Origin of the sequence: Shewanella fodinae (assembly GCF_014651955.1) — a bacterium.
Taxonomy (GTDB): domain Bacteria; phylum Pseudomonadota; class Gammaproteobacteria; order Enterobacterales; family Shewanellaceae; genus Shewanella; species Shewanella fodinae.
In genome coordinates, this window is the sequence record NZ_BMXW01000001.1 from 250,870 (window position 1) to 274,074 (window position 23,205).

Here is a 23,205-nt window from a genome sequence, read left to right on the forward strand (position 1 = left end):
AGGTTCACACCTCGTTCGCACCAAGCGCAGTTATACACACAGATGCTGACATCAGGCCTAGCAAGCAACATTATTTTTCCCACAGATAGCAACACTGGATATTGCTATCGACAGCGGAATAGTTACCACTTGTCCGGCGTGAGCCAAACATGACATGGTTGTCGGTCAGGAAGCATTGGCGTCAAAAGTGGGTATCTCGATTATTAGGTGTTCTCTGCGCACAGTTGATTGATGGGGCGCAAAAACAACAAAGGCCGGGATCCCGGCCTTAAAGTTGACAATTGAGCAACAGTTAATCCTGGTGTTCCTCAAAATAGGAATCGGGGATCAAATGGCCTAATTCGTGTGACTTGGTTTTAAGATAAAACTCGTTATAGCGGTTCTTACCGACCTGCAGCGGCACACGTTCTACCACTTCCATCCCGAAATCTTTCATCGCTTTCATTTTACGCGGATTGTTGGTCATCAGACGCACCTTGTGCACTCCAATTTTTTCCAGCATCGGCGCGATCATATCGTATTTACGCATATCCGCCGGAAATCCGAGCTGCTCGTTAGCCTCAACGGTATTGGCACCTTGATCCTGCAACGCGTACGCGCGAATTTTGTTCAACAAACCAATACCGCGTCCTTCTTGACGCAAATACAGAATAAATCCACGACCTTCAGCCGCAATATTCTGCATCGCGGTTTGCAACTGAAAGCCACAGTCACAACGCAGACTGAATAACGCATCTCCGGTCAAACATTCAGAGTGAATACGTCCAAGCATAGGCTCATCGGCACTCAGTTCACCAAAGGTTAACGCCACGTGTTCCTTGCCGGTCTCGCTGTCTTCAAAACCGTGCATAGAGAAAATACCCCAGGGAGTGGGCAACTTGGCGGTGGCGATATATTTAATTGACATGAATTAACCTTAACTACTGCTCTCAGATCATGAGACGGTTAATGTCTCTCGTTGAAGAGACTTTACATATACATTGATTCAAGCGGGCCATTTTAGGCTGTTTCACAACGGATAGGAATACCCGAAGGCATTGGCTTGGGATTACCCAGATAACACTGCCGGGTGTTTACCGTTAGCTGAATCTGCTGGTTCGGCAGTATAGCAACTTCCAACCACCGCGACAGTGTTTTGCAGACGCAAAAAATGAAGTTTATTGTTCGATATAACCGATTAAACCTCACGTCATTACTGATGTTCGTGCAGATGATGCACTATCTGGTTACTGGAACCGCGATACAGTAGTGAAGGGTCTGCCAGCGACTGCTCAAATTTACCGTCAATCAATACGTCAATATAAGGCAGTATCGCGCGTTGCGCGGCAGTTAATTCATTGAGTTTGTAACCGGTCCATAACCAGATATCCTTGCCTTCGCACTCTTGCCGAACCCGTTTCACTAACTGCAACACCGCCGGAACGTTGCCAGGAAATAATGGATCGCCGCCCGATAAAGACAATCCTCGCCGATGAATACGGTTATCGTTTAAGTCATGGATAATCTGATCTTCCATTGGCTGATCAAATAGATGACCTGAGCGCGGATCCCATGTGGACTGGTTATAACAACCGCGACACTGGTGTTCACAGCCAGCAACAAACAACGTGCACCGCGTTCCGGGGCCATTAACAACATCGACCTGATAATAACGATGATAATTCATGGTACTTGCCCTCCAGTGCGCCCCGATGGGCGCACCTGTGTCAGCTCAGAGATGTTTAACGCGGCGTTTGACTTCTTCCTGTTTACCCTGGTTAAACGGACGAGCATCAGGGCTTCCCAAATAACCACACACACGGCGGATAACCGAGACGCGAGCGGGATCATGGTTACCACATTTCGGGCAGACAAAGCCTTTACTGGTACAACTGAATTCACCGGTAAAGCCGCAGTCATAACATTCATCTATCGGTGTATTGGTACCATAGTACGGAACACGGCTGTAACTGTAGTCCCAAACATTTTCCAGCGCTTCCTTATTGTGCTGCATATTCGGATATTCACCGTAGCAAATGAAGCCACCGTTCGATACTTCTGGATAAGGTTGTTCAAAGTCGATTTTATCGTAAGGATTAACGGACTTTTCCACGTCCAGATGGAAACTGTTGGTATAGTAGCCCTTATCAGTTACCCCCGGCACTAAACCAAATGCTTTTGCATCGAGTTTAGCAAAGCGGTTACAGAGGTTTTCGCTAGGTGTAGCGTACAGGCTGAAACCATAGCCGGTTTCCTCTTTCCAGCGCACGGTAGCCGCTTTTAGGTAGGCCACTATATCTACCGCCTTTTGCCGTAGTTGTTCACTGTCATAAACATGGGTTGCAGTGCCATACAGGGCATTGATCGCTTCGTGCACACCAATGTAACCGAGTGAAATAGAAGCGCGGCCGTTTTTGAAGATATCCGCAATGCAGTCATCCGCTTGCAAACGCACGCCACAGGCGCCTTCCATATACAGGATTGGAGCCACCCGAGCTTTGACATTTTTCAGGCGATCAATGCGGGTATCCAGCGCTTTGCGGGCAATCGCCAGACGTTCATCCAGTATCCGGTAAAAAGCTTTTTCATCGCCTTTTGCTTCAAGTGCAATCCGTGGCAGGTTAAGACTAACCACCCCTAGGTTATTGCGACCTTCGTGCTGTAACTGGCCATCTTGCTCGTAGGCACCGAGGAAGCTACGGCATCCCATAGGCGTTTTGAAGGAGCCGGTTACCCGTACCACTTCGTCGTAGTTCAGGATATCTGGGTACATGCGCATGGTAGAGCATTTCAGCGCTAGCTGTTTCACATCATAATTGCAATCACCGGGCTTATGGTTAACGCCATCGCGAATGGCAAATACCAGTTTCGGGAATACCGCAGTCTTATGATTTTTCCCCAAGCCTTCCATGCGGATTTTCAGGATTGACTGCTGGATCAGACGCGACTGCCAGCTAGTGCCCAATCCAAACCCCAAGGTAACGAAGGGAGTCTGGCCATTGGCAGTGTGCAGCGTATTGACTTCATATTCCAGCGACTGGAAGGCATCGTGGCACTCTTTTTCAGTGCGTTCTTCAGCGTAAGCTGCCGCGTTTTCGATACCCCACTTTTGCGCCACTTCCATATGTTTTTCATAACTTTTGGTCACAAAAGGTGCCAATACTTCATCGATACGGTTGATGGTAGTACCGCCATAAATATGGCTGGCTACCTGCGCAATAATCTGTGCTGTCACCGCTGTGGCGGTAGAGATAGATTTAGGGGTTTCAATTTCCGCATTACCCATTTTGAAACCATGGTTCAGCATGCCACCCAGATCGATCAACATACAATTGAACATCGGAAAGAAAGGTGCATAATCCAGGTCGTGATAATGGATTTCGCCACGTTCATGGGCATCCACCACGTCTTTGGGCAGGATATGGTGCTTGGCATAGTGTTTTGCCACAATTCCGGCCAACAAGTCGCGTTGAGTTGGAATGACTTTGGCGTCTTTGTTAGCATTTTCGTTCAGTAGTGAAGTATTGGTCTGCTCCACTAAGCCACGGATTTCTAGGCTCAGTTTACTACCGGTTTCCCGGCAGATGTCACGATCGTGACGGTATTCGATATAAGCTCGAGCAACAGTTTTATAGGGGCCATCCATCAGCAGGTTTTCTACTCGGTCCTGCAATTCTTGGATAGCAACCTCTGGTTTTTCTCTCACTGCCGCAGAGACAACAGCAGCGACAGTTGCAGCATAGTCGACATCGTTAATACCACAGTGCGTCGAGGCTGCCAGCACCGCATCCCGGATTCTGTTTTCATCGAATTGGGTACGGCACCCATCCCTCTTTATCACTACTGGCATGATCTTCACTCCGTTTTGTCATTGTTATCACCATATATAGTGCTCATTTTTTAGCTAAACACTATATGTGGTAAGATTAGGCTACAAAACCACTAGGGATATATTGATCTGGATCATGTAAAAGGACGGCTGTCGTAACTTGGCAGAAATTGTTGTTGCGGTCAGCTAATTGTGACCATTTGCTACTTGACCCAATGGCCAGTCAGCGATAGTAACGCAAATGCTGCGGAAAATATCTGACTCCAAACACAAGCGCCGGTCATACGAACCGGCGGCTGTGTATAACTGGATCGCGTGTTATAACTCACCCAATACCGCATCAATTAAATGCGCTGATTGCTTGACCGCATTTTCTCCAGCGGCAATGGCTTCTACTGCGCGATGAAATTCCATAGTCCCAATTTCCGATACTTTGGGCAGCAAGCAGAAGTCTGGTGGATCGCCCACCAATCGCGCACGTTTATGACGCTGTTCCAAAATATCCATCGATTGCGACATCACCGCCAGCATACCGGGCTCAGTTTTATTCCCCAAGGAGAACTTGTTGGTGAGGCCGGCAATGTAGTCTTTCCCTTTTGCCAACAGATCCATAAAGCCAGAGTCATTGTGGTTGCCTGATTTTGCAGTCGCTGTCACGACTTCCTGGCGGGTATTTTTACCTTGCACATTCACGGGCAACACTTGCAGCTTTTCACGTCGGTAGCCATGTAAATCCACCCCAATCACCACCTGACAGCCCATCGCTCGCGCCACAGATACCGGAATAGGATTCACCACCGCACCATCCACCAGCCACCGTTTGCCCTGCCGTACTGGCGACATGAAGCCCGGCATCGAACAAGAAGCGCGCACCGCCTGCCGTAAATCGCCATTACGAAACCAGACTTCTTGCCCTGAATACAGATCTGTGGCAACCGCGATAAACGGTTTTTTCAGATCTTCAATTAACAAGTCACCAATCCGGCTCTGGATCGCATCGAAAACCTTATCGCCGCTGATAAGTCCACCTCGGCGCCAACTAATATCCATTAGGCCAAGCACATCCCAGCTGGAAAAACTGCAGACCCATTCTTCCAACTCTTCCAGTCGGTCATTAGCATAGGCAGCCCCGACCAAAGCACCAACGGAACAACCGGCAATCTTTTGCGGATGGATCCCCATATCCGCCAACCCTTTAAGCACACCAATGTGTGCCCAGCCCTTGGCGGCGCCACTGCCCAAGGCAATACCTATGATGGGTGAAGCGTTTTCCATCTGTGTGTTTCTCCTCGTTGGCAATAACTCATGCAAGGTTATAGCGCCCCCATTCTATCGGGGTGACAAAATCAAACTCAAGCATATCAAATGCTGACTGGCAGAAAATTCCAACAGAACTAACATGAAAACTGCCTAACGCTGTAAAAACCGCTATAATACGCGCCGCTGAATTTTATGGAGACAATCTTTGCAATTTTCCGATTTTTCGTTGGATAAACGCCTGCTGCAATCCCTTAAACATTTGGGTATTGATCAGCCAACCGAGATCCAAGCTAGTGCTATCCCGATAGCGCTGGCAGGACACGATTTGATGGCGTCATCCCAAACTGGCTCGGGTAAAACCCTGGCATTTTTGTTGCCAGCATTGCAAAGGCTGATGGCGACCCGCGCCCTCAGTAAACAAGACCCGCGCGCGTTGATCCTGCTGCCTACCCGTGAGTTGGCCAATCAGGTATACAGTCAATTACGGCTGTTAGTGGCCAATACTCAGTTCAAAGCCGTAAGCATTCTTGGTGGCGAGAATTTCAACGATCAAGCCAAGGCGCTGGCAAGGAATCCCCATATTATTGTGGCAACGCCAGGGCGTATCGCTGATCATCTGGCGCAACGTCATCTTTACCTTAACGGATTGGAATTGCTGATCCTCGACGAAGCAGACCGTATGCTGGATCTGGGATTTGCCACGCAATTGCGCGCTATTCATCAGGCTGCTGATCATCGGCGACGGCAGACCTTGATGTTTTCTGCCACACTGGCTCATGATGATATTCACGAACTGGCGGCAGAGTTACTGAACTCGCCTGAGCATGTGGCCATTGGTTCCAGTCATGAAACCCATCAGGACATTCATCAGCGGGTCTATCTGTGCGACCATCTAGATCATAAAGAATCCTTGCTGCTGGCACTACTAAAAGCGGGGATACACAAGCAGATAATGATTTTTACCGCTACCCGAGATGATACTGAAAGACTGGCGACTAAACTGGATCAGCAAGGTTACTCGGCCATCGCGCTCAGTGGTGAACTGAAACAAGCTAGCCGTAACCAGATTATGGATCAGTTCAGTCGTGGTCAGCAGCAGATCCTAGTGACAACCGATGTTGCCTCCCGAGGCTTGGATCTGCTCAACGTGTCGCTGGTGATAAACTTCGATATGCCGAAGTTTGCCGAAGAGTATGTGCATCGCATCGGACGGACGGGACGAGCAGGTGCAAAAGGTGATGCTATATCATTAGTGGGCCCAAAGGACTGGGCGGCCTATACCCGCGTGGTTGCCTTCTTGGCACAAGCGCCGGAAACAGCGGTGATAGCAGGCCTGGAACCGACATTTAACGGACTGGCACCCAAACAGCCACAGGCCAAGCGTCGAGTTGCGAGTAAGTCTACCGCTAAGCTAGGCGCGACTGTTGATAAACCTCGTAAATCACAGGCTCGCGACAAGCGTTTCCTCACGGCCGTAGATGCTGGGGATATGCCGATGCGCCGTAAACCGGCGCAGACGGTAAATACTGATGAATCAGAAGAATAATGGCGATAAGCCAACAACCAATGCAAGGATATTTATGCGCGTTTGTGGTGTTGAATTAAAAGGCAGCGAAGCTGTTATCTGTTTGGTGAGCTATAAAGGTGACAGCTATAACGTCCCAGAATGCCGCCGCCACTCTTTTACCCTGACAGACCCGGCTGATTTGGAAGCCATTCGCGAATTTCATTTCGCGTTTCATAAATTGCTGGAAGACTATCAGGTTGACGAAGTGGTCGTGATTGCCCGCGAGTACAAAGGTAAGTTTGTTGGTAGTGCCGTCAGCTACAAGCTAGAGAGTGCTATCCAGCTCGGAAAGACACCAGTCGCGATGCTGACCCCCCAAGCCATCCGCGAACAGAACAAACGGAATCCACCACTGGTAGATTTTGCAGCATTGGAGTTGCGTAAGTTCCAGCAACCGGCCTTTGAAGCCGCTTACGCCTACCTCACCCAAAAACGTTTTGCCAAAGAAGACTGATGGTAATTGACTATCTGGCCCATTACAGTGAAGAGGTGCGCGCTAAAATCGCCGCATTACAGCAGCAGGGTCAGCTAGCGCCATTTTTGTTACAGCGCCATCCAGATGTGCATCAAATCCGCTCCGATCGTGCGCTTTATGACTTCACCATAGCCCTAAAAAACCGCTATTTGCGGCAAGCAGCGCCATTAGCAAAAGTATGTTTTGACGACAGAATCACCCTTAGTCACCAAGCATTAGGCCTGCATACCTACGCCGCTAGGCGGCAAGGTAATAAGGTAAAAACCAAAAATGAAATCCGTATCTCGTCACGCCTGAAACGGGTACCTGAGGCGTTTCTGCGGATGTTGGTCGTACATGAACTGGCGCATCTGAAAGAGAAAGAACACAACAAAGCTTTTTATCAGCTTTGCTGCCATATGCAGCCGGATTACCATCAATTGGAATTTGAATTACGGCTGTACCTGATGCTGGCAGATACAGACAGCGACCCATATCAGTCGTAACCCGCGGCCCACCACGCAGGTACGCATTGACAATGCTAGAAATAACAAGGCTGCCTGATGGCAGCCTTGTTTTATCTCATTCACATGGCATCAGCCAAGATTCATCATATGTTTACGGGAAGCAACTAACTGTTCGAATGACTGTTTATCATGACCAGCCAAATGCCCTGCCATTGGGATTTGAGCTGTCATCGGATTCACCGGATGACCATTAATATGGAATTCATAGTGCAGATGTGGCCCGGTAATACGCCCAGTAGCACCAGATAAGGCAATCACATCGCCACGACTAACGCGCTGCCCCTTATGTACCAGCGCTTTTGACAGGTGCAAGTAACGGGTGGTGTATTTACTGTCATGTTCAATCACTATGTATTTACCGGCATAAGGGTGATTTGTCACCAGCGTTACCACGCCATCACCGGTCGCAACCACTTTGGTGCCCACTGGTGTCGCGAAATCAGTGCCGTTATGCGGTGCAATGCGTCCGGTGACCGGATGGTGCCGATGGGGGTTAAATGCCGAGCTGACGCGATACTGCTTCAATAATGGAAAACGCTGGAACGCTCTAACCAGACTCTGGCCATTCTCGTCATAAAAGTTGCCATCACTGTTCTGAAACGCCGTGACATGGCTCCGGCCCATATTGATGCTGACACCAAGAATACGGCTAACCCCGGTAGATTCTCCTGCCACATACTGATCATTGAGCAAGACTGAAAAACTGTCGCCTGCACGTAAATCTCTGGCAAAATTTAGTTTATCTTTCAGCAGCATTTCAATACGCTGAATTTCTGCCGCACTCAAACCAACTTTTTCAGCGGAACGATAGAAAGACCCTTGGATGCCACCACTGATAATACGATCCTGCCAATCCCCGGGGATGTTGATTTCATTAACTTCGTAACCACCTTCGGGATAGCGGTTGAACACCACTTGCCGCGCGGCGTTAAAGTACAATTCCAACTTACTGAGGTTGCCCTGCTCATCCTGCCAGAAACTGATGCGGTTACCCGGCATCAAGGTGTCTAATGCCAGCACATCCAGATCCGCTTCTAGCACTTTATACATAGTTTGCTGATCGACCCCGGCCTTGGCAAACAAAGCGCTCAAAGTATCACCAGGCTCAATAGTATGCACAAAGGAAGGATGTTTGATTAAAGGGGCAGTTATCGGTGCGGGCTGGGTCAGAATGGATTCAACATCTAGCTGCAACGGTACACGCTGAGGGCTGACGTCCTGACTCGTGGGCCACAAGATAGCGGCACCGATTAACAAGCCGCTAGCCAACAATAAGGTTTTATGAATAGAAGGAAGCGCCTGCAAACGCATCACCGGGTTAAAATTCAACCATGAGATTTTCTCTGCTTGCAACACTTCTCTCCTGCACTGACATCAATAAAACCCCCTCAGAAATAGGGGGAAACGCCAAAGTTATATCAAAAAAAGGTCGAGATACAAGCGCTACATGCTACCTATGTCACATTAGATACAAATTTCGCCAATTTTGTACACTATCTCACGGTGTAACCACCTGAATATGACTGCCGCGTGCCTGCTTATGCACATCGACTCGCGTCAGTATTTGCTCTTTCATTTCGGTGACATGGGAGATAACCCCAATCATGCGGCCTGCCGACTGCAGATCGGTCAAGGTTCGAATCGCTAGCTCTAGCGAATCCTGATCTAAACTACCGAAGCCTTCGTCAATAAACAGCGTATCGAGCTTGATGCCACCGGCGTATGCTTGCACCACATTGCTTAACCCCAGCGCTAATGACAAGGCCGCCATAAAGCTCTCGCCACCACTTAAGGTCGCCACGGGGCGGACTTTGCCGCTGTAGGCATCTTCAACTTCTAAATCTAACCCTGACGCGCGGTTACCCTTGGCTCGTTCCTCTTTACGCAGCAAGCGATAACGGCCTTTGCTCATGTGCGCCAACCGTTCAGAAGCTTCTAGCAACACATCATCCAGTAACACACTCAAGACAAAGCGCTGCAAACTGAGTTTACTTTGGTTGTTACCGTTGGCGATATCGGCCAAGGTGCCAATCACCGCGAACTGCTGCTCTAATGCAGCTAATGTCTTGGCATCCGTGGTGAGCTTTTGCTGGCAGTTGTTCAGGTTACTCAAGCGGCTACTGAGTTGTTGATATTGCTCATCGGCGGCTTGTAGCAATTGTTGTTGTTGCGCCAATTGCGCCGTTAACGCGGTAATATCTGGTGCCACCACACCTTGGAGTTTTTGTGTTAGCGCTTCAAGTTGCCCCGCTAACGCATGGCATTGCTGCTGCCATTGTTCAATTTGCTGAGTTAACTGTTGCTGCAACTGCGGCTCGCGTTGTGCCGCTGTTAACGCTTGCACATCAGTAAAACCTGCCTGTTGCAGCGCGGTATCTAGCTCTTGCTGCGCCTGCTCACGGTATTGTGTTGCTTGGCGCAACTGCTGCTGACGTTCGCTCAACGCGCTTTGTGCTTGTGCCAACTGTGACGCCGCTGTTTGCTGCGCCTGCTGTAGCTGTTGTATCTGCTGCTGCAACGCTGCTTGCTGTTGCTGTAACGCTTTTCGTTGCTGGGTTAACTGCGCCAGCGCCACCTCAGCGGTCAAATTCTGTAGCTCTGTCGGCAAGCGCTGTTGGATCTCCAGCAACGCGCCTTGCAAACTGCTGCTACGACTTTGCTGCGCAGCTAATTGCTGCTGGGCGTCATTGAGCTGTTGTCGCTGCACCTCAAGCTGTTGCTCTAAGTTCGTCAGTTGCTGTTGCTGGTTTTTAAGTTGTTGCGCGGCCTGCTGCGCGCTGGCCAACTGTTGCTGCGTTTGCGTCAACGCCTGCTGCCATTCCGTCACTGGCAGCGCCACGCTGCTATCAGCATTTAGGGCAGTAAATAACGGCGTAAGCTGCTTATCAATCGCGGCAATTTGCTCACGCAGACTGCGATAGTCACTACGTAACTGCTCGCAGTGACGGCGCTCACTCTCAAGCAGTTGCTGTACGTCTTCTAGCTGCTGCTCTGACGGAATTGCCACTTCACTGTGGGCCGGATTGGGGTGCTCGGCGCTGCCGCACACCGGGCATGGCGTATTCGGCCCCAACTGTTGCGCCAGCAGTGCTGCTTGGCCCTGATGCCATTGCAGGCGTAACGTAGTGAGTTGCTGCTCGGCGGCATCAAACTGTGCCTTGGCCTGTTTTCCATGCTGCGCCTTGTGCTCCAGTTGTTGCTGCAAGGTTTGCTGTTGGCGCTGTAGTTCCAGTATTTGTCGTCCTTGGTCGCACTGCCGCTCTAACTGATATTGCCGGGTTTGCAGTTCGGCTTGGCGGTTCGCTTGCTGCTGTAATTCGGCAATGGTTTGCGCCAGTTGTGTCTTTTGTGTTTGCAATTGCTGCAGTTGTTGTTCCGCCGCTTGGTGGGCGTTAGCCGCTTGCTGCTGTTGCTGATTGGCCTGATTAAGCTGCTGTTGCTGTTGGTAATAGCTCTGCAGCAATGGTTGCAGTTGCTCAGCTTGCTGCAACTCACTGCGGCTGTGTTGTAGCTGTTGATCTAACTCAGTAATGTTGGCAGCTTGCTTATCTGCCTGCTGCTTTTGCGTGGTGGTGTGGGTGAGTTGCTGCTCTGCCGCTTGCAGAGCTTGCTGCTGACTAATGAGTTCTTGGCTACGTTGCTGTTGCTGCCGATACACCGGTAGCACTTGCTGGGCTAATTGCGCCAACGACAACTGTTGCTTTAGGCCATCCATTTCTACTTTACGTGCTTGTTGCTCAGCCAGGCTGGCGGCAAGCCGCGTTTTTTCTGCTAGTTCAGCGCTGAGTTGCTTGCCCTGCTCTAGCTGTTTATTTGCTTGTTCGAGTGCTATGTTGGCTTGCTGTTTTTGGGCTTTGGCTTGTTCGAATTGTGGTGTTAGTTCGCTGATAGCTAGTGCCAGTGCTTCGATTGATGCCACGCCTGCCGCTTCTAAAATGCCAAGGCGTTTTTGCTCCAAATCGTGCGCATCTTTACGAATGGTTGCCGCTTGCAGCTTTAAGCGCTCTTCCATACGGCTATAGATATTGGTTTGAAATAACTGACTAAAAATCTTCTCGCGCGCTTTGGAATCTGCCAGCAATAACTCACGAAACTTACCTTGCGGCAACACCATCACTTGGCGGAATTGATCGACATCCAACCCGGTTAATGACTCGATCATCTGGGTAGCTTCGGTCACTTTACTGGCGACCAGAATTTCGCTGCGACCGTCGTCATACAGCCGCTGTAGCTCTGCCTCGCCACTTTGGTTGGTAAAACCATCACCACGAGCCTTCGGCCGCTGCTGATCCGGTAACCGTTTTATCAGGTAACGTCGTTCGCCTAGTGTAAATTCAAGGCTTACTTCTGTTAGCAAGTTATCATCGGCGTAATCGCAGCGCATTTGCGGTGCTTCACGTTCATTGCCGGTGGTTTTGCCGTAGAGCGCAAAACAGATGGCGTCTAAGATACTGGTTTTACCGGCACCTGTTGGGCCGTTAATCAAAAACAGCGGGTTATCACCCAAGCGCCGAAAATCGATAGTTTGGCGATCAGCAAACGGGCCAAAGGCGCTTATGGTCAATACTAGCGGTTTCATGCGTCTTCTCCCTGATGCAGTTCATCCAGCAAATGGTGTAGATGTTGCTGCTGCGCAGCGGATAATGGCTCACCCGCCACTTGCTCAAAGAAGTCGCTGAACATCTCCAGTTCACCTTTTTTAATGCGGTCACGGCCGATGTCGCGCTGTTGCTGCTGCGCCATCAAACCAGTACGCTCAAGGTGCAACACGTTGGGATAGGCACTGCGCAGTTTACCCATAGGATCGAGCAAGGCATGGGTGTCGCTGAGGCGTACCATCAGGTAATCATCGGCGTGCGTATCATCTTTAGCCCGCACTAGCAGGTCGGCCAAGTTGCCCTCAATAATGCGCACATCGCGGCCAGTATTGATTGGCAGTAGTTTGATGGTTGGTGCCTTACCGGTGCTTAATTCTACTAAGGTGACAGATTTTTTCTGGGTGGCTTCGCTAAAAGAGTATTTCAGTGGTGAGCCGCTGTAACGCACATGTTCAACACCGCGATATTGCGGCCCGTGCAGGTGCCCGAGTGCAACATAATCAAACGGCGCAAATAACGCTGGAGCAATACGGTCAGCACCGCCCACACTCAGCGGCCGCTCTGATTCTGATTCAGTGCTACCGTCCAAAAAACAATGCGCCACCACCACTTTGGGGAGGTTTTCGCTATCATGTTGCGTCACTTGTTCTAGCACCGCTTGCATCGCCAGCTCATGGCTGTTGATAGTGTCATCTGCTAGCGCATGACGCACCACCGCAGGTTCCGCATAAGAGATGGGATAAAACCATGCATCGGATTGTTTGCCGTGCAGTTTTATCGGCGTTAGTGGCAAGCTCAGACTGCCCACCATATGCAGGCCACTGCTGCGCATCTGCTTGGCGGCGAAGCCTAGACGCTCGGCACTATCGTGGTTACCGGAAGTGATAACTACTTGGATTTTATGCTTTTCAATCAGCTCATCCAGAAATTCTGACAGCAAGATCACTGCACTAGCAGGTGGAATCGCGCGATCATAAATGTCCCCCGCAATAATCAGTGCATCCACTTGATGTTCAACGGCCAATGCGCCGATTTGCGCCAGCGCAAGGCGCTGCTGCTCTAGCAGAGATTCACCATGCAATTGCCGTCCAAGATGCCAGTCAGAAGTATGGATAAATTTCATCGACTATCCCTGCTAATTAAGACAATGCCGCTGAGGTCAAAACAGCTGCCAATGGTACTGTTCTGCGAGCAATTTGATGCTCATCGCCAGTGACATTGTCACCACCAGCGGGCGAATGATTTTAGTACCTTGTGTCAGCACCAAACGTGAGCCAAGTGTAGCGCCTAGCGCTTGTCCCGCGAGCATGATAAGGCCAAGTAGCCACACTACTTTACCGCCCAGCGCAAAAAATAATAGTGATGAGATATTGGTAGCAAAATTCAGCACCTTGGCATGCGCAGTAGCTTTCGCCAAGCCAAAGCCAGCCAACGTCACAAATCCCAACGCAAAAAAACTGCCGGTTCCAGGGCCAAAGAAGCCATCATATACCCCCACCCCCAACGCTACAGTAAAAGCAAATGCGGTGGGAGTGAGTACTCGAGCCCGATCACCGTCGGATACTTTTTTGGAAAACAAGAAATAGCCGCCAATCGCCAAGATCAGGAATGGCAGTATCGTCTTCAATATGTTGGCATCGATCATCTGTACCAAGGTGGTACCGATGGCGGCCCCAACCAGCGCACAGCCGATGGCAAGCTTCATGTCGCTGAGCTTAACCGTGCCTTTACGCACGAAATACACGCTGGCAAAAAAACTGCCACCGCAAGCTTGTAACTTATTGGTTGCCAGAGCGGCTGCAGGCGGTAAGCCGGCCCACATCAGCGCCGGGATGGTCAACAGCCCACCGCCGCCTGCAATTGAATCAATAAAACCGGCGACTAATGCCACCAAAAATAAAATTAACGCTAATTGCAGGGTAAATTCGATTTCCATCTTGAGTTGTTGTCAGCATATTCAGGCAAGACCGTTATTAGACGGTGTTTCGTAGTAAAAGGCAAAGGAACCAACGATAAAAAAACCACCGATGAAGGTGGTTTTTTCAGATGGAACAGTGACTAATGGTGACAGTGTTCGTCGCATTCATGCTCATCATCATCGTCGGCAAATTCATCGCCGTCCTGATGCTGCATCACGCCCCAGCCATCGGTCATACCATCAAATTCTGCTGCGAAATCATTTAATTCCGTTTCTTTGGCGACAATGGCGTCATACTCTGGCACCATCTCTACCGAAACGATCACTTCCCATTTCTCAATTTCGTCATTGAAATTAAGTTCTATATCATCACCGTGACCGGTTGCGGTTAAGTCTTCCAGCGCCGATTCAGCATCACGCTGGTCAGCAAACACTAGAAAAAAATCCACCGCCATCGCACGGCTCAAATCCATACCGGAATCGCTCATTGCCTGCAGCATCTGGCCGTTATCATCATCAGGAAATTGCATCATTAATCCTCGTTTAGGCCGCAGCCACAACTTTAACCTGCTTGCCCTGGTATGACACCAGATCGCCTGCCTGCAGTTTTTTGCGCTTTCGGGTTTCAACTTCGCCGTTAACAGTTACCATGCCTTCGGCAATGACATGTTTGGCTTCAGCGCCATCAGCGCTTAGACCTTCCGCCTTCAACAGTTTATAAAGCTCAATAAACGCTTCGTCTGCTCTCAGGGAAAATTCAGATATTTGTGACACTCGGTTTGCCTTATCAGAAAAACTGTGGCTGATTATAACAATGACAGATATGAACCGTCACCTCGATTGCTCGGCAATCACCTCATCTTCCGCCAGTAAACCAAAATAACATTCATCCAACCACTCACCAAAAATCCGATGGTTGTGTCGTAACAGCCCCTCCTGTTTAAAGCCGCACTTTTGCAACACTCTTGCAGAGCCCAGATTAGTTGCAACACAACGAGCAACGACCTTATGAACAGCAAAATGCGCTATAGCCCATGGCAGCAACAGTTGTAACGCCTCAGTGGCGTAACCCTTTCCTTGCTGGTCCTGAGCGATTAGATAACCTACTTCCCATTGCTGCAGCGCTTCATCAATCAGGCAAATTCCCATGAGTCCGATAAAATCACCGCTGACGGACTCCACCACCAATGAAATCCACTCACCACAATCGATGTCCAGACCTTTGCAACGTTGCTTAAAGCGTTCTAGTAGAACATCCGCCGTATCGACTTCCCGGATATATTGGTTAAGCTGTTGATCCTGATTGAGGCGTAAAAAAATCGGCCAATCCTGCGCGGCCATCAACCGCAGACAAATACGCTCACTCAGTGCGATGTAGGAAGACAATCGTAAACTCTCCAGCCAAGCTGCAATTTCTGACAATTATCATTAATTGCAACAGCGGTAAATGTCCACAAAATGCCGCCAGAAGGCGAGCAATAACTCAGGATTGCTGCTGACTCGCTATCCAGCTGTTTATCTTGGCTTCCATCACTGCCAGTGGCAGTGATCCCGAGGTCAGCATTTGATCATGAAATGCTTTCAAATCAAATTTATCCCCCAAGGTCTGCTCCGCCTTATGCCGTAGCTCAAGGATTTTCAACTGTCCGACTTTGTAAGACAACGCTTGCCCTGGGATTGCCATGTAACGCTCCACCTCGGCAATAATGTCACTCTCGGCCATAGGGGAATTGTCTTTCATGTATTGAATCGCCTGTTCACGAGTCCAACCGTTAGCATGCATCCCGGTGTCGACCACTAAGCGCATGGCCCGCAGCATTTCATCTGATAACTTGCCAAAATACTGGTACGGATCGTTAAACATCCCCATTTCAATCCCTAAATATTCCGCATAGAGTGCCCAGCCCTCTTCAAAGGCAGTATAACTGCCAAAACGCTGAAATTCGGGGACACCGGTCAGTTCCTGCTTGATAGAGATTTGGAAATGGTGCCCAGGTGATGCCTCATGCAGTGACAAAGTAGTCATCCCCCATTTGGGTTGCGCCTTGAGATTATAGGTGTTGATGTAGAATATTCCCGGGCGACTGCCATCTACCGCAGGCGCATCATAAGATGCACCCGCCGCAGACTGTTGTCGGAACGCTTCTACTGGCTTGACCACATAATCCGCTTTTGGCATCACATTAAAGTAATGCGGCAATACTGCATTAATTCGCTGTTTAATCACGTCATAACCACGAATTAGCTCGTCAGGAGTGCTGAAAAAATATTGCGGTTCAGAAGACAGCGAGGCAAAAAACGCGGGTAAATCACCCTGGAACCCTACTTGCTGACGTACTTTATCCATTTCTTGGCGGATACGCGCCACTTCTTGCAGACCTATTGCATGGATCTGCTCAACGGGCATGGTGGTCGTGGTGTGAAAATTGGCTAAGTATTGATACCAGGCTTTGCCATCGGGCAGATCCCAAAATCCAGCTGAGTCTCTGGCGGCTGGTAAATAGGTGTTCTGAAAGTAATCACGCAGTGATTTAAATGCCGGCAATAACTCGGCGACAATCATATTACGGTATTCTGCCGTGATTTTAGTACGCTCTACATCTGACAACTGCGCTGGCAGATGTTTTACGGGAGCAAAGAAGATACTATCTTCCGGTGCAGCGACAAGTTGGGCGTCCAATTGTGGAATAATGCGTTCCACCAACACTTTGGGCAGCACCACCCGGGCGCTAATGCCCTCGTTCATTCGCTGTTGCGCCAATGTCATCCAATGTACAAACCCGGTGACCCGATGATGCCAATTTGCATAATCTGTCGAAGTTTTAAATGGTTGAGCGCTCTCACCACTGCCGAGCTGCACCATAGTGATAACAGTGCTGTAAAATTGGCTAATAGGCATCAGATAACTGGGAAACGTTTCTCCTGCTAAAGCCATCTGCCGATCATAGATGAACATGTCATAACTGAGTTGCAACTGTGGCGATAATTTGTTTCTATCCAACGCCGTCACTAGCGCCAAATACCGACTATTAAGCTGATGACTGTCCTGCAAATATTGTTCGGTAAGATCACCGCCAAACTCAGCGTTATAGTCGTTAACACCAGCAAAAGTTGCGTAAAGAGGTTCCAGCTTCAGGTACGCTTTGAAATATTGATCGACAATATCCAGATATTGCTTGTCTACCGTTTGAGCTTGTATTGCTGTTGCCAATGGAGCAACCGCTGCCGCATTTGTCCGCTCGTTACATGCTGTGCTGACTAACGCCGCAAAACCTACCACAGCCAACTTAAACCCTTTGTTCATTATGATAATTCTCCAAGACGACACTTCGTCGCAAAAGCTCCACTATACTTTGAAAACACCAAACTATGGGCGGGGCTCCATGATCTATTCATTTAGCAATTCAGGCTTTCGTGATCCTGAAACCGGCGTATATAACCAAACCTATTTCATGGAAGTTTTTCATCGCGAATGGTATCGACATTTACGTGAACAGCAAAGCTTGGCGTTGCTATATTTGTCGCCGTTATTGCCCGGGATGATTAATCAACCGCATTTACTCGATTTTTTCACTGGCAGAGTTCAAGCATCTTTATTAAGAGCCACCGACTTACTCGCCAGGCTGAATCAACAACTTTTTGCCGTTGGCCTATTTAATACCGATGAGGCAGGTACTCGCACCGTTCTCGAAAGAATAAACCTCCAGCTGCGAGAGTTTTCAGCCGAATACAAACAACATCATGGTATTGGATTGGACTACAGAATTGCCGCTTGTCTATGTCTGCCAAATACTGACATAAAGCCGGAGTTGTTATTTATTGAAGCGGAAAGCCGCTGCATGAAAAATGATAGAACCAACAACGATGTGTTGCATATCACAGGTAATTAATGCGCATAAAAAAGCCCCTTACGGGGCTTTTCAATTTACAGCGAAACCTTATGAATACGCGCCTTATCTTTGATATAGGAGATATAGTTGGTTGCACTTTTTGCGGTCTTCTTATCTTTGGCAGCCAATTCCGCATAACGATATGCTTCCTTGTATTGCTTCAGATTCAAATACGCCAACATCAATTCATACTGAGCTTCACCTGGATTATCCAAGCCGGCCTTCAGAGCCTGTTCAAACACTGGGATAGACTCTTTATATTTCTGATCCAGAGACAACAAACGTCCCTGTTTCAGATAAAGGGTTCCACCTGTGCTCATAGATGCAGCTTGACCATAATAGCTAGCCGCATCCTTCAGATCTTTAGCCTGATGGAAGAAACCTGCCAGCATGCTAAGGTTTTTCTCATCTTTAGGCACTACGCCACTCTTGATATGCTTCTCAAGGATTGTTGCACCACGATATGGTGACCCTTTAGAAGCCAACAGCTGACATAAACGAACGATGTTGTCTGATTTTTCTAAGAAACCACCTTCATAGGCGATTTCATAGGTAGCCAGAGAACGGTCATAGTCTTCTGTCAACAGATAGAGCTGCGCCAACTGTACCCACAGACGTTTATCGTCAGGGAACAGCGGTACCATCACCTCTAACACACCAACAGCATCTTTGTATTTTTTCAGGTTGAACAGTGATTGGAATTTCAGCTGATACAGACCTTTATCCGGTTTATCCATAACAGATATCCCTTCATTTACGGTCTTTAACGCATTATCCCATTGCTGCATTTCTGTGTAAGCAATCGCCATACGACGATAGACAATCGCATCTTTCTTACAGGTGAAATTCATCCACTTACGATAGTAGGTGATGGCTTCCTTGTACTTTTTCTCCTGCAACAACAGGTCAGAATAAAGCCGCAAGGTCGCAGCGTGGTCTACACCGCCCAACACATCAGCATCTACTGCAACTTTCAGGTACTTGATGGCTTTATCCATCTGACCCTTCTCTGCGTAGAAGTTACCCAGCATACGGTCGACATAAGCTTTATCAAACTCGCCACGTGGGTCAGCTTCCAGCAATGTTGCAATAGCATCATCCAACTTACCAGCCTGGTATGCTTCAAAAGCCTTCTGAACCTTACGCGCAGATGATTCCCCCACAGCTTTTGACTGACGAAGGTCAATAGGACACTTCTCAGCCGCAACTGCGGTATTCATCACTATGCTGCCTGAAAAAGTCAACACTAAAGCTGCAGCAAGTTTTGTCACTTTATGCATCTTAGTTGCCTCCCTTATTCAGCTTAAAGTCCAATTGAACTTTCTGACCAGGCTGTCTCTGGGGCTTGCCGTCAACAATCTTTGGTTTGTATTTCCACTTCCTCAGCGCCCGGATCGCTTCACGATCGAAGATACGCTTAGGATCGGCGTCAATAACTTCTACGTCATCAACGCTACCGGTTTCAGTAATCGTGAAACTCAGCTGCACCCAACCTTCTTTACCGTCACGTGCTGCAGCAATCGGATACTGTGGTTCGATACGAACGATAGGAGTCGCATCGCCATCACGAGTCATCATATTGCCCAGCTTAAATCCGGTGCTAGCCGGACCTGATGCAACAGCGCCAAAACTGAAACTCATAGAAGTATCAATATTGGAGGAGTCATCAGGTGGAGTTTCATCCATCTGAGGCGGTTGCTCTGGTGGTGGTGGTGGTTTAGGGGTTTCTCTGACCTTCTTCTGCGCCTGGGAGTCCTGCTTATCCATTGTGATCTCAATGACCGGCGAGTCAGCGGAGGTGTCGGCACGTTTCGCGCCGCCACCAACCAGAGTAGCCATAAACCAAAACAGACCAAATGTAACAGCAGCACCAATAATGATAGATACTAGTGCTCTAAACATATCAGTCTTTCCCCGCAGATACCGAGATCTTGTCTACACCAGCAGCTTTAACCTGATCCATAACACGAACCACCAAACCATGTTTGGCTTCTTTGTCAGCTTGGATCAGCACTGCGGCTTCAGGAGCCTCAGCCAGCATACGTTCAACGTTTGCTGACACCCGTTCAATATCAACCTGACGGTTTTCCATCATAATCACACCAGTTTTACTGACGCCGATAAAGATGTTAGCCGATGGTTTAGAAGTCGCATGTGCCGCCTGAGGTTTGTTGTAGTCCAAACCTGATGGCTTCACAAACGACGTAGTTACGATGAAGAAGATCAACATAATGAACACGATGTCGAGCATCGGGGTCATATCGATCTGCGCTTCCTCGTCTATACTGGAATGCTTCTTACGTGCCATGTTAAATCTCTCTCTAGTGCTGAGGCAGTCTGTCTTTTAACTTTTCCATGCGGATCTTCATCTTGGCATCGAGACGCGTGCTAAAAAACACACCTGACAATGCTGCCACCATTCCCGCCATAGTTGGCATGGTTGCTAATGAAATACCCGCAGCCATTAGACGAGCATTACTCGTCCCTTGAACTGCCATCACATCGAACACTGACACCATCCCTGTTACCGTACCTAACAACCCGATCATCGGGCAGATAGCTACTAGGGTATTAATGATCAGCATACGAGCTCTAATCTCTTGAGTTGCCTGGGACACCCAGGCCTCACGGATGCGGTGTGCATACCAAGAATGTCTGTCCTCTCTGGCATTCCATGAGGCTATGATCTGCTTATGAACTTTCGGTGCGACCCAATTGACGTACCAATAACGTTCAAGCATCAATGCCCACATAAGGAACAGCACAAGCGCTACCAGCCAAAGGATATTTCCCCCGGCGGCCATGAAGCCCCTGACGGTTGCCCAAACGTCCATCAGGTATAGCATCATTAGTCAGCCCTCTTCTCAGCATGCATCGCGATCAGACCAGCACTCTGTTCTTCAATAATCTGAACAACGGATTTACTACGAGTTACGCACAAAGCATGAGCCAGCATCAGCGGCAACGCAGCAATCAGACCCTGAACTGTCGTTACCAGAGCCATAGAGATACCACCCGCCATCAGTTTTGGATCGCCAGTACCGAACAGCTGGATTGACTGGAAGGTAGCAATCATACCGGTTACGGTACCCAGCAGACCTAACATTGGTGCAATCGCTGCCATCACTTTCAGGATAGAGATACGCGCTTCTAACGCCGGAGTTTCTTTCAGAATTGCTTCGTCAAGTTTCAACTCCAGAGTTTCAACATCGATATCTTTATTATCGAAGTAAACTTTCAGGACACGACCCAGTGGGTTATTACCAGGTTTGTCAATGTGCTTAGCCTGAGATTTAACTTTGGCAGCAACAACTGACAGAGTAATCATACGTTCAATCGCGATCACCAGACCTAAGGCCAATACTGCCATGATGATGTAACCGATAATACCTGCAGACTCAATGCGGTCTTCAAGGCTGGCTTTCTGAGTGAAGATGTTCAACAGAGCACCACGACCCGGATCAATATAGACCTTTGCAGTGCCAGAAGTCGCCTTTTCAAAGTCAGCGGCAGCGCTAACCATATAACCTTCAGGCTGCTGAGACAGTTCCTGAATCAGGTTCAGGTTAGGGTTCCATACCACATACTTGCCGTTAGCCAGTAAGTTGAACGCACCAATACGCGTGATAGAGGTTGTCTGAACGTTACCATCAATATCAGTCACAGAACCATCAAACTTCACCACTTTACCGCTCTGGTTCATTTCAAACAGTTCTTCTTCCCAGAACTTTTCCAGCTCTTCAATTTTCGGCAGCTGTTTACGAGCACCTAAATCAGCGATGAACTTGTCACGGCCTGGATATTGAGCACTGACGTTAGAGTTGATCAGCTTACCGGCAAAATCACCAGCTTCACCTTTAACCACCCCAAACATTTCACCAAGGTCACCCTGAGCAGTTTTCAGGTCGTCTTCTAACTGGGCGATTTTGTGTTCGTTGTCGCTGAATTGTTTATTCAGATCTTCGCCACGTTTCTTTTCGGCAGCTAAAGCGTTCTTTTCACGCTGTAACAAAGCAGCTTTGTCACCGCGTTCAGCCTGAAACTCAGCTTCGCGTTTCGCGTTAATCTTACCCTGATCGGCACGTTCAGTTTTGATTTGTTGCAATAACTGATCAATGGTTTTTGGAGCGTCAGCAGCGCTAACCATTCCAGAGACCAAAGAGAAACTTGCAGCAACTAGCGCTGTAGTGATTAACTTCTTCATTATTTAGCAGCCTCCGCAGCTGGAATAGGTAACGCGAACAGATCCATTGCCCCTTGCTTACGGGCAATACGAATGCCTTTGGTGATGTCACGCAGATAGCCGTCGTCCAGCTTATCCCAACCCTTAGTTTCAGTGTTGTACATCCAGGCAGTCTTCTGGTCCAAACTCTGTGCATACAGAGCAACGCGACCCAAGCGGAAGAAGTCAACCAGCACTTCTTTGCCATCCAGATTTAGCTTACCGGTTTCAACGTCAACAAAATTGCCATAATCACGCTCGATGCTATACGCATCCAAGATCATACGGAATTTTTCTGCGAGAGTAACATCGGCGCTATTCAGCAGGTTTTTGAGATTTTCTACACGCTCATGACGATCTTCACTTCTGAAAGGAAGATCCAGCGCTACGAATTTTTCCAGTGCAGTTACCATCTTGAACATCAAAGGCACAACACCCTGACGCAGCTTATCTACGCCGTTGATGTCGTCCTGAATGCCCTTCATGGTTCTATCCTGATCGGCAACCAGCGTTGCCAAATAATCATTATAGGCTTTCAGCGATTCTCTTTGATCTGCTACGTTAGAATATTCAAAAAGCATATCCTGAGCCTGATCAAAGTACTTATCGATCTTCTTCTGAGACGCCGCAGCATCAGCATGGATCTGACTAGCTGCTTTTTGGGCATCAGCAAGAGGATCGGCAACAACTAAGTTGCTGCTGGCTAATGCCAGCGCGCCAACAAGCGCAGAAGCGATTTTGGTTCTATTGCTTACCTTGGACATAGTTCCCAACCAATTTGAAGTGAATAAACAGGTCAACTTATCGACGTTTTTTGCTTTTTACTCAGCTTTTACCGCCCATAAGTACATCTTTCTCTTGTGATTGTTAGATTTTTCTTCCCTTTCTATACCTTATATAAGGCATAGACCCGCAGGAATCATTTCATAAAATGTTGACCGGTGTCAACTAATGGAGAGGC

The 23,205-nt window shown here is 48.6% G+C and carries 23 protein-coding genes; 4 read left to right on the top strand and 19 right to left on the bottom strand.

Annotated elements, in window-relative coordinates; translation table 11 throughout:
• Positions 1–292: 292 nt before the first annotated feature.
• From ribA to rssA, 4 genes are all read right to left on the bottom strand, one after another.
• Positions 293–907, bottom strand: a complete 615-nt coding sequence (gene ribA, locus IE064_RS01285; RefSeq protein ID WP_133037613.1) for a GTP cyclohydrolase II — start codon at positions 905–907, stop codon at positions 293–295.
• Between the two features lie 285 nt (positions 908–1,192).
• The gene (gene nrdG / locus IE064_RS01290; RefSeq protein ID WP_133037614.1) at positions 1,193–1,666 is read right to left on the bottom strand and encodes an anaerobic ribonucleoside-triphosphate reductase-activating protein; all 474 of its coding nucleotides are present in this window, start codon (positions 1,664–1,666) and stop codon (positions 1,193–1,195) included.
• Positions 1,667–1,711: 45 nt separating this feature from the next.
• Positions 1,712–3,829, bottom strand: coding sequence for an anaerobic ribonucleoside-triphosphate reductase (gene nrdD / locus IE064_RS01295; RefSeq protein WP_189615717.1), 2,118 nt, complete (start codon positions 3,827–3,829; stop codon positions 1,712–1,714).
• Positions 3,830–4,126: 297 nt separating this feature from the next.
• Complete coding sequence (gene rssA / locus IE064_RS01300; protein ID WP_189615719.1) at positions 4,127–5,083, bottom strand: patatin-like phospholipase RssA; 957 nt, start codon at positions 5,081–5,083, stop codon at positions 4,127–4,129.
• Between the two features lie 190 nt (positions 5,084–5,273).
• Here rssA and IE064_RS01305 point away from each other — a divergent pair, with 190 nt between their 5' ends.
• From IE064_RS01305 to IE064_RS01315, 3 genes are read left to right on the top strand one after another with little or no spacing between them, the layout of a single operon-like run.
• Positions 5,274–6,614: a DEAD/DEAH box helicase gene (locus IE064_RS01305; protein ID WP_189615721.1), complete on the top strand. Its 1,341-nt coding sequence runs from the start codon at positions 5,274–5,276 to the stop codon at positions 6,612–6,614.
• A 34-nt stretch (positions 6,615–6,648) separates the two neighbouring features.
• Complete coding sequence (locus tag IE064_RS01310; protein WP_189615995.1) at positions 6,649–7,089, top strand: DUF3010 family protein; 441 nt, start codon at positions 6,649–6,651, stop codon at positions 7,087–7,089.
• Positions 7,086–7,595 (top strand): M48 metallopeptidase family protein, encoded by a 510-nt coding sequence (locus IE064_RS01315; RefSeq protein ID WP_229799837.1) that lies wholly within the window; start codon positions 7,086–7,088, stop codon positions 7,593–7,595. The genes IE064_RS01310 and IE064_RS01315 overlap by 4 nt, the downstream gene beginning before the upstream one ends.
• Positions 7,596–7,685: 90 nt before the next feature.
• Here the strand turns inward: IE064_RS01315 and IE064_RS01320 are convergent, their stop codons facing one another.
• The 9 genes from IE064_RS01320 to IE064_RS01355 form a co-directional block, all read right to left on the bottom strand.
• Complete coding sequence (locus tag IE064_RS01320; protein WP_229799825.1) at positions 7,686–8,969, bottom strand: peptidoglycan DD-metalloendopeptidase family protein; 1,284 nt, start codon at positions 8,967–8,969, stop codon at positions 7,686–7,688.
• Between the two features lie 145 nt (positions 8,970–9,114).
• Positions 9,115–12,195, bottom strand: a complete 3,081-nt coding sequence (locus tag IE064_RS01325) for an AAA family ATPase (protein WP_189615725.1) — start codon at positions 12,193–12,195, stop codon at positions 9,115–9,117.
• The gene (locus IE064_RS01330; RefSeq protein ID WP_189615727.1) at positions 12,192–13,337 is read right to left on the bottom strand and encodes an exonuclease SbcCD subunit D; all 1,146 of its coding nucleotides are present in this window, start codon (positions 13,335–13,337) and stop codon (positions 12,192–12,194) included. Before IE064_RS01330 ends, IE064_RS01325 begins: the two co-directional genes overlap by 4 nt.
• Positions 13,338–13,373: 36 nt before the next feature.
• On the bottom strand, positions 13,374–14,150 hold the full coding sequence (locus IE064_RS01335; protein WP_189615728.1) for a TSUP family transporter: 777 nt from the start codon (positions 14,148–14,150) through the stop codon (positions 13,374–13,376).
• A gap of 21 nt (positions 14,151–14,171) precedes the next feature.
• Positions 14,172–14,297 (bottom strand): hypothetical protein, encoded by a 126-nt coding sequence (locus IE064_RS18215; RefSeq protein ID WP_268244718.1) that lies wholly within the window; start codon positions 14,295–14,297, stop codon positions 14,172–14,174.
• Positions 14,273–14,662 (bottom strand): ribonuclease E inhibitor RraB, encoded by a 390-nt coding sequence (locus IE064_RS01340; protein WP_189615997.1) that lies wholly within the window; start codon positions 14,660–14,662, stop codon positions 14,273–14,275. Before IE064_RS01340 ends, IE064_RS18215 begins: the two co-directional genes overlap by 25 nt.
• A gap of 13 nt (positions 14,663–14,675) precedes the next feature.
• A complete protein-coding gene (locus tag IE064_RS01345) occupies positions 14,676–14,906 on the bottom strand; it encodes an RNA-binding S4 domain-containing protein (protein WP_133037623.1) in 231 nt (76 codons plus the stop codon).
• Between the two features lie 57 nt (positions 14,907–14,963).
• Entirely contained in the window at positions 14,964–15,518 is a 555-nt protein-coding gene (locus IE064_RS01350; RefSeq protein ID WP_133037624.1) for a GNAT family N-acetyltransferase, read from the bottom strand.
• 97 nt (positions 15,519–15,615) lie between these two features.
• Complete coding sequence (locus IE064_RS01355) at positions 15,616–17,436, bottom strand: DUF885 domain-containing protein (RefSeq protein WP_189615731.1); 1,821 nt, start codon at positions 17,434–17,436, stop codon at positions 15,616–15,618.
• 79 nt (positions 17,437–17,515) lie between these two features.
• Here IE064_RS01355 and IE064_RS01360 point away from each other — a divergent pair, with 79 nt between their 5' ends.
• The gene (locus tag IE064_RS01360) at positions 17,516–18,022 is read left to right on the top strand and encodes a nucleotidyl cyclase domain-containing protein (protein ID WP_133037626.1); all 507 of its coding nucleotides are present in this window, start codon (positions 17,516–17,518) and stop codon (positions 18,020–18,022) included.
• A 35-nt stretch (positions 18,023–18,057) separates the two neighbouring features.
• Here the strand turns inward: IE064_RS01360 and IE064_RS01365 are convergent, their stop codons facing one another.
• From IE064_RS01365 to IE064_RS01390, 6 genes are read right to left on the bottom strand one after another with little or no spacing between them, the layout of a single operon-like run.
• Positions 18,058–19,302 (bottom strand): tetratricopeptide repeat protein, encoded by a 1,245-nt coding sequence (locus IE064_RS01365; protein WP_133037627.1) that lies wholly within the window; start codon positions 19,300–19,302, stop codon positions 18,058–18,060.
• Between the two features lies 1 nt (position 19,303).
• Positions 19,304–19,924: an energy transducer TonB gene (locus IE064_RS01370; protein ID WP_189615733.1), complete on the bottom strand. Its 621-nt coding sequence runs from the start codon at positions 19,922–19,924 to the stop codon at positions 19,304–19,306.
• A 1-nt stretch (position 19,925) separates the two neighbouring features.
• Positions 19,926–20,330, bottom strand: coding sequence for an ExbD/TolR family protein (locus tag IE064_RS01375; protein WP_133037629.1), 405 nt, complete (start codon positions 20,328–20,330; stop codon positions 19,926–19,928).
• 13 nt (positions 20,331–20,343) lie between these two features.
• A complete protein-coding gene (locus IE064_RS01380) occupies positions 20,344–20,871 on the bottom strand; it encodes a MotA/TolQ/ExbB proton channel family protein (RefSeq protein WP_133037630.1) in 528 nt (175 codons plus the stop codon).
• Positions 20,871–22,226 (bottom strand): MotA/TolQ/ExbB proton channel family protein, encoded by a 1,356-nt coding sequence (locus IE064_RS01385; protein WP_133037631.1) that lies wholly within the window; start codon positions 22,224–22,226, stop codon positions 20,871–20,873. The genes IE064_RS01380 and IE064_RS01385 overlap by 1 nt, the downstream gene beginning before the upstream one ends.
• Positions 22,226–23,008: a DUF3450 domain-containing protein gene (locus IE064_RS01390; RefSeq protein ID WP_189615735.1), complete on the bottom strand. Its 783-nt coding sequence runs from the start codon at positions 23,006–23,008 to the stop codon at positions 22,226–22,228. The genes IE064_RS01385 and IE064_RS01390 overlap by 1 nt, the downstream gene beginning before the upstream one ends.
• Between the last annotated feature and the right edge of the window lie 197 nt (positions 23,009–23,205).

What these genes read in the sequence shown, in the direction of transcription:
- IE064_RS01365 (WP_133037627.1), bottom strand. Translation starts at nt 19,302, where the DNA reads ATGCATAAAGTGACAAAACTTGCTGCAGCTTTAGTGTTGACTTTTTCA.
- rssA (WP_189615719.1), bottom strand. Translation starts at nt 5,083, where the DNA reads ATGGAAAACGCTTCACCCATCATAGGTATTGCCTTGGGCAGTGGCGCC.
- IE064_RS18215 (WP_268244718.1), bottom strand. Translation starts at nt 14,297, where the DNA reads ATGCGACGAACACTGTCACCATTAGTCACTGTTCCATCTGAAAAAACC.
- IE064_RS01330 (WP_189615727.1), bottom strand. Translation starts at nt 13,337, where the DNA reads ATGAAATTTATCCATACTTCTGACTGGCATCTTGGACGGCAATTGCAT.
- IE064_RS01325 (WP_189615725.1), bottom strand. Translation starts at nt 12,195, where the DNA reads ATGAAACCGCTAGTATTGACCATAAGCGCCTTTGGCCCGTTTGCTGAT.
- IE064_RS01375 (WP_133037629.1), bottom strand. Translation starts at nt 20,330, where the DNA reads ATGGCACGTAAGAAGCATTCCAGTATAGACGAGGAAGCGCAGATCGAT.
- IE064_RS01360 (WP_133037626.1), top strand. Translation starts at nt 17,516, where the DNA reads ATGATCTATTCATTTAGCAATTCAGGCTTTCGTGATCCTGAAACCGGC.
- IE064_RS01340 (WP_189615997.1), bottom strand. Translation starts at nt 14,662, where the DNA reads ATGCAATTTCCTGATGATGATAACGGCCAGATGCTGCAGGCAATGAGC.
- ribA (WP_133037613.1), bottom strand. Translation starts at nt 907, where the DNA reads ATGTCAATTAAATATATCGCCACCGCCAAGTTGCCCACTCCCTGGGGT.
- IE064_RS01385 (WP_133037631.1), bottom strand. Translation starts at nt 22,226, where the DNA reads ATGAAGAAGTTAATCACTACAGCGCTAGTTGCTGCAAGTTTCTCTTTG.
- IE064_RS01355 (WP_189615731.1), bottom strand. Translation starts at nt 17,436, where the DNA reads ATGAACAAAGGGTTTAAGTTGGCTGTGGTAGGTTTTGCGGCGTTAGTC.
- nrdD (WP_189615717.1), bottom strand. Translation starts at nt 3,829, where the DNA reads ATGCCAGTAGTGATAAAGAGGGATGGGTGCCGTACCCAATTCGATGAA.
- IE064_RS01335 (WP_189615728.1), bottom strand. Translation starts at nt 14,150, where the DNA reads ATGGAAATCGAATTTACCCTGCAATTAGCGTTAATTTTATTTTTGGTG.
- IE064_RS01390 (WP_189615735.1), bottom strand. Translation starts at nt 23,008, where the DNA reads ATGTCCAAGGTAAGCAATAGAACCAAAATCGCTTCTGCGCTTGTTGGC.
- IE064_RS01370 (WP_189615733.1), bottom strand. Translation starts at nt 19,924, where the DNA reads ATGTTTAGAGCACTAGTATCTATCATTATTGGTGCTGCTGTTACATTT.
- IE064_RS01310 (WP_189615995.1), top strand. Translation starts at nt 6,649, where the DNA reads ATGCGCGTTTGTGGTGTTGAATTAAAAGGCAGCGAAGCTGTTATCTGT.
- nrdG (WP_133037614.1), bottom strand. Translation starts at nt 1,666, where the DNA reads ATGAATTATCATCGTTATTATCAGGTCGATGTTGTTAATGGCCCCGGA.
- IE064_RS01380 (WP_133037630.1), bottom strand. Translation starts at nt 20,871, where the DNA reads ATGATGCTATACCTGATGGACGTTTGGGCAACCGTCAGGGGCTTCATG.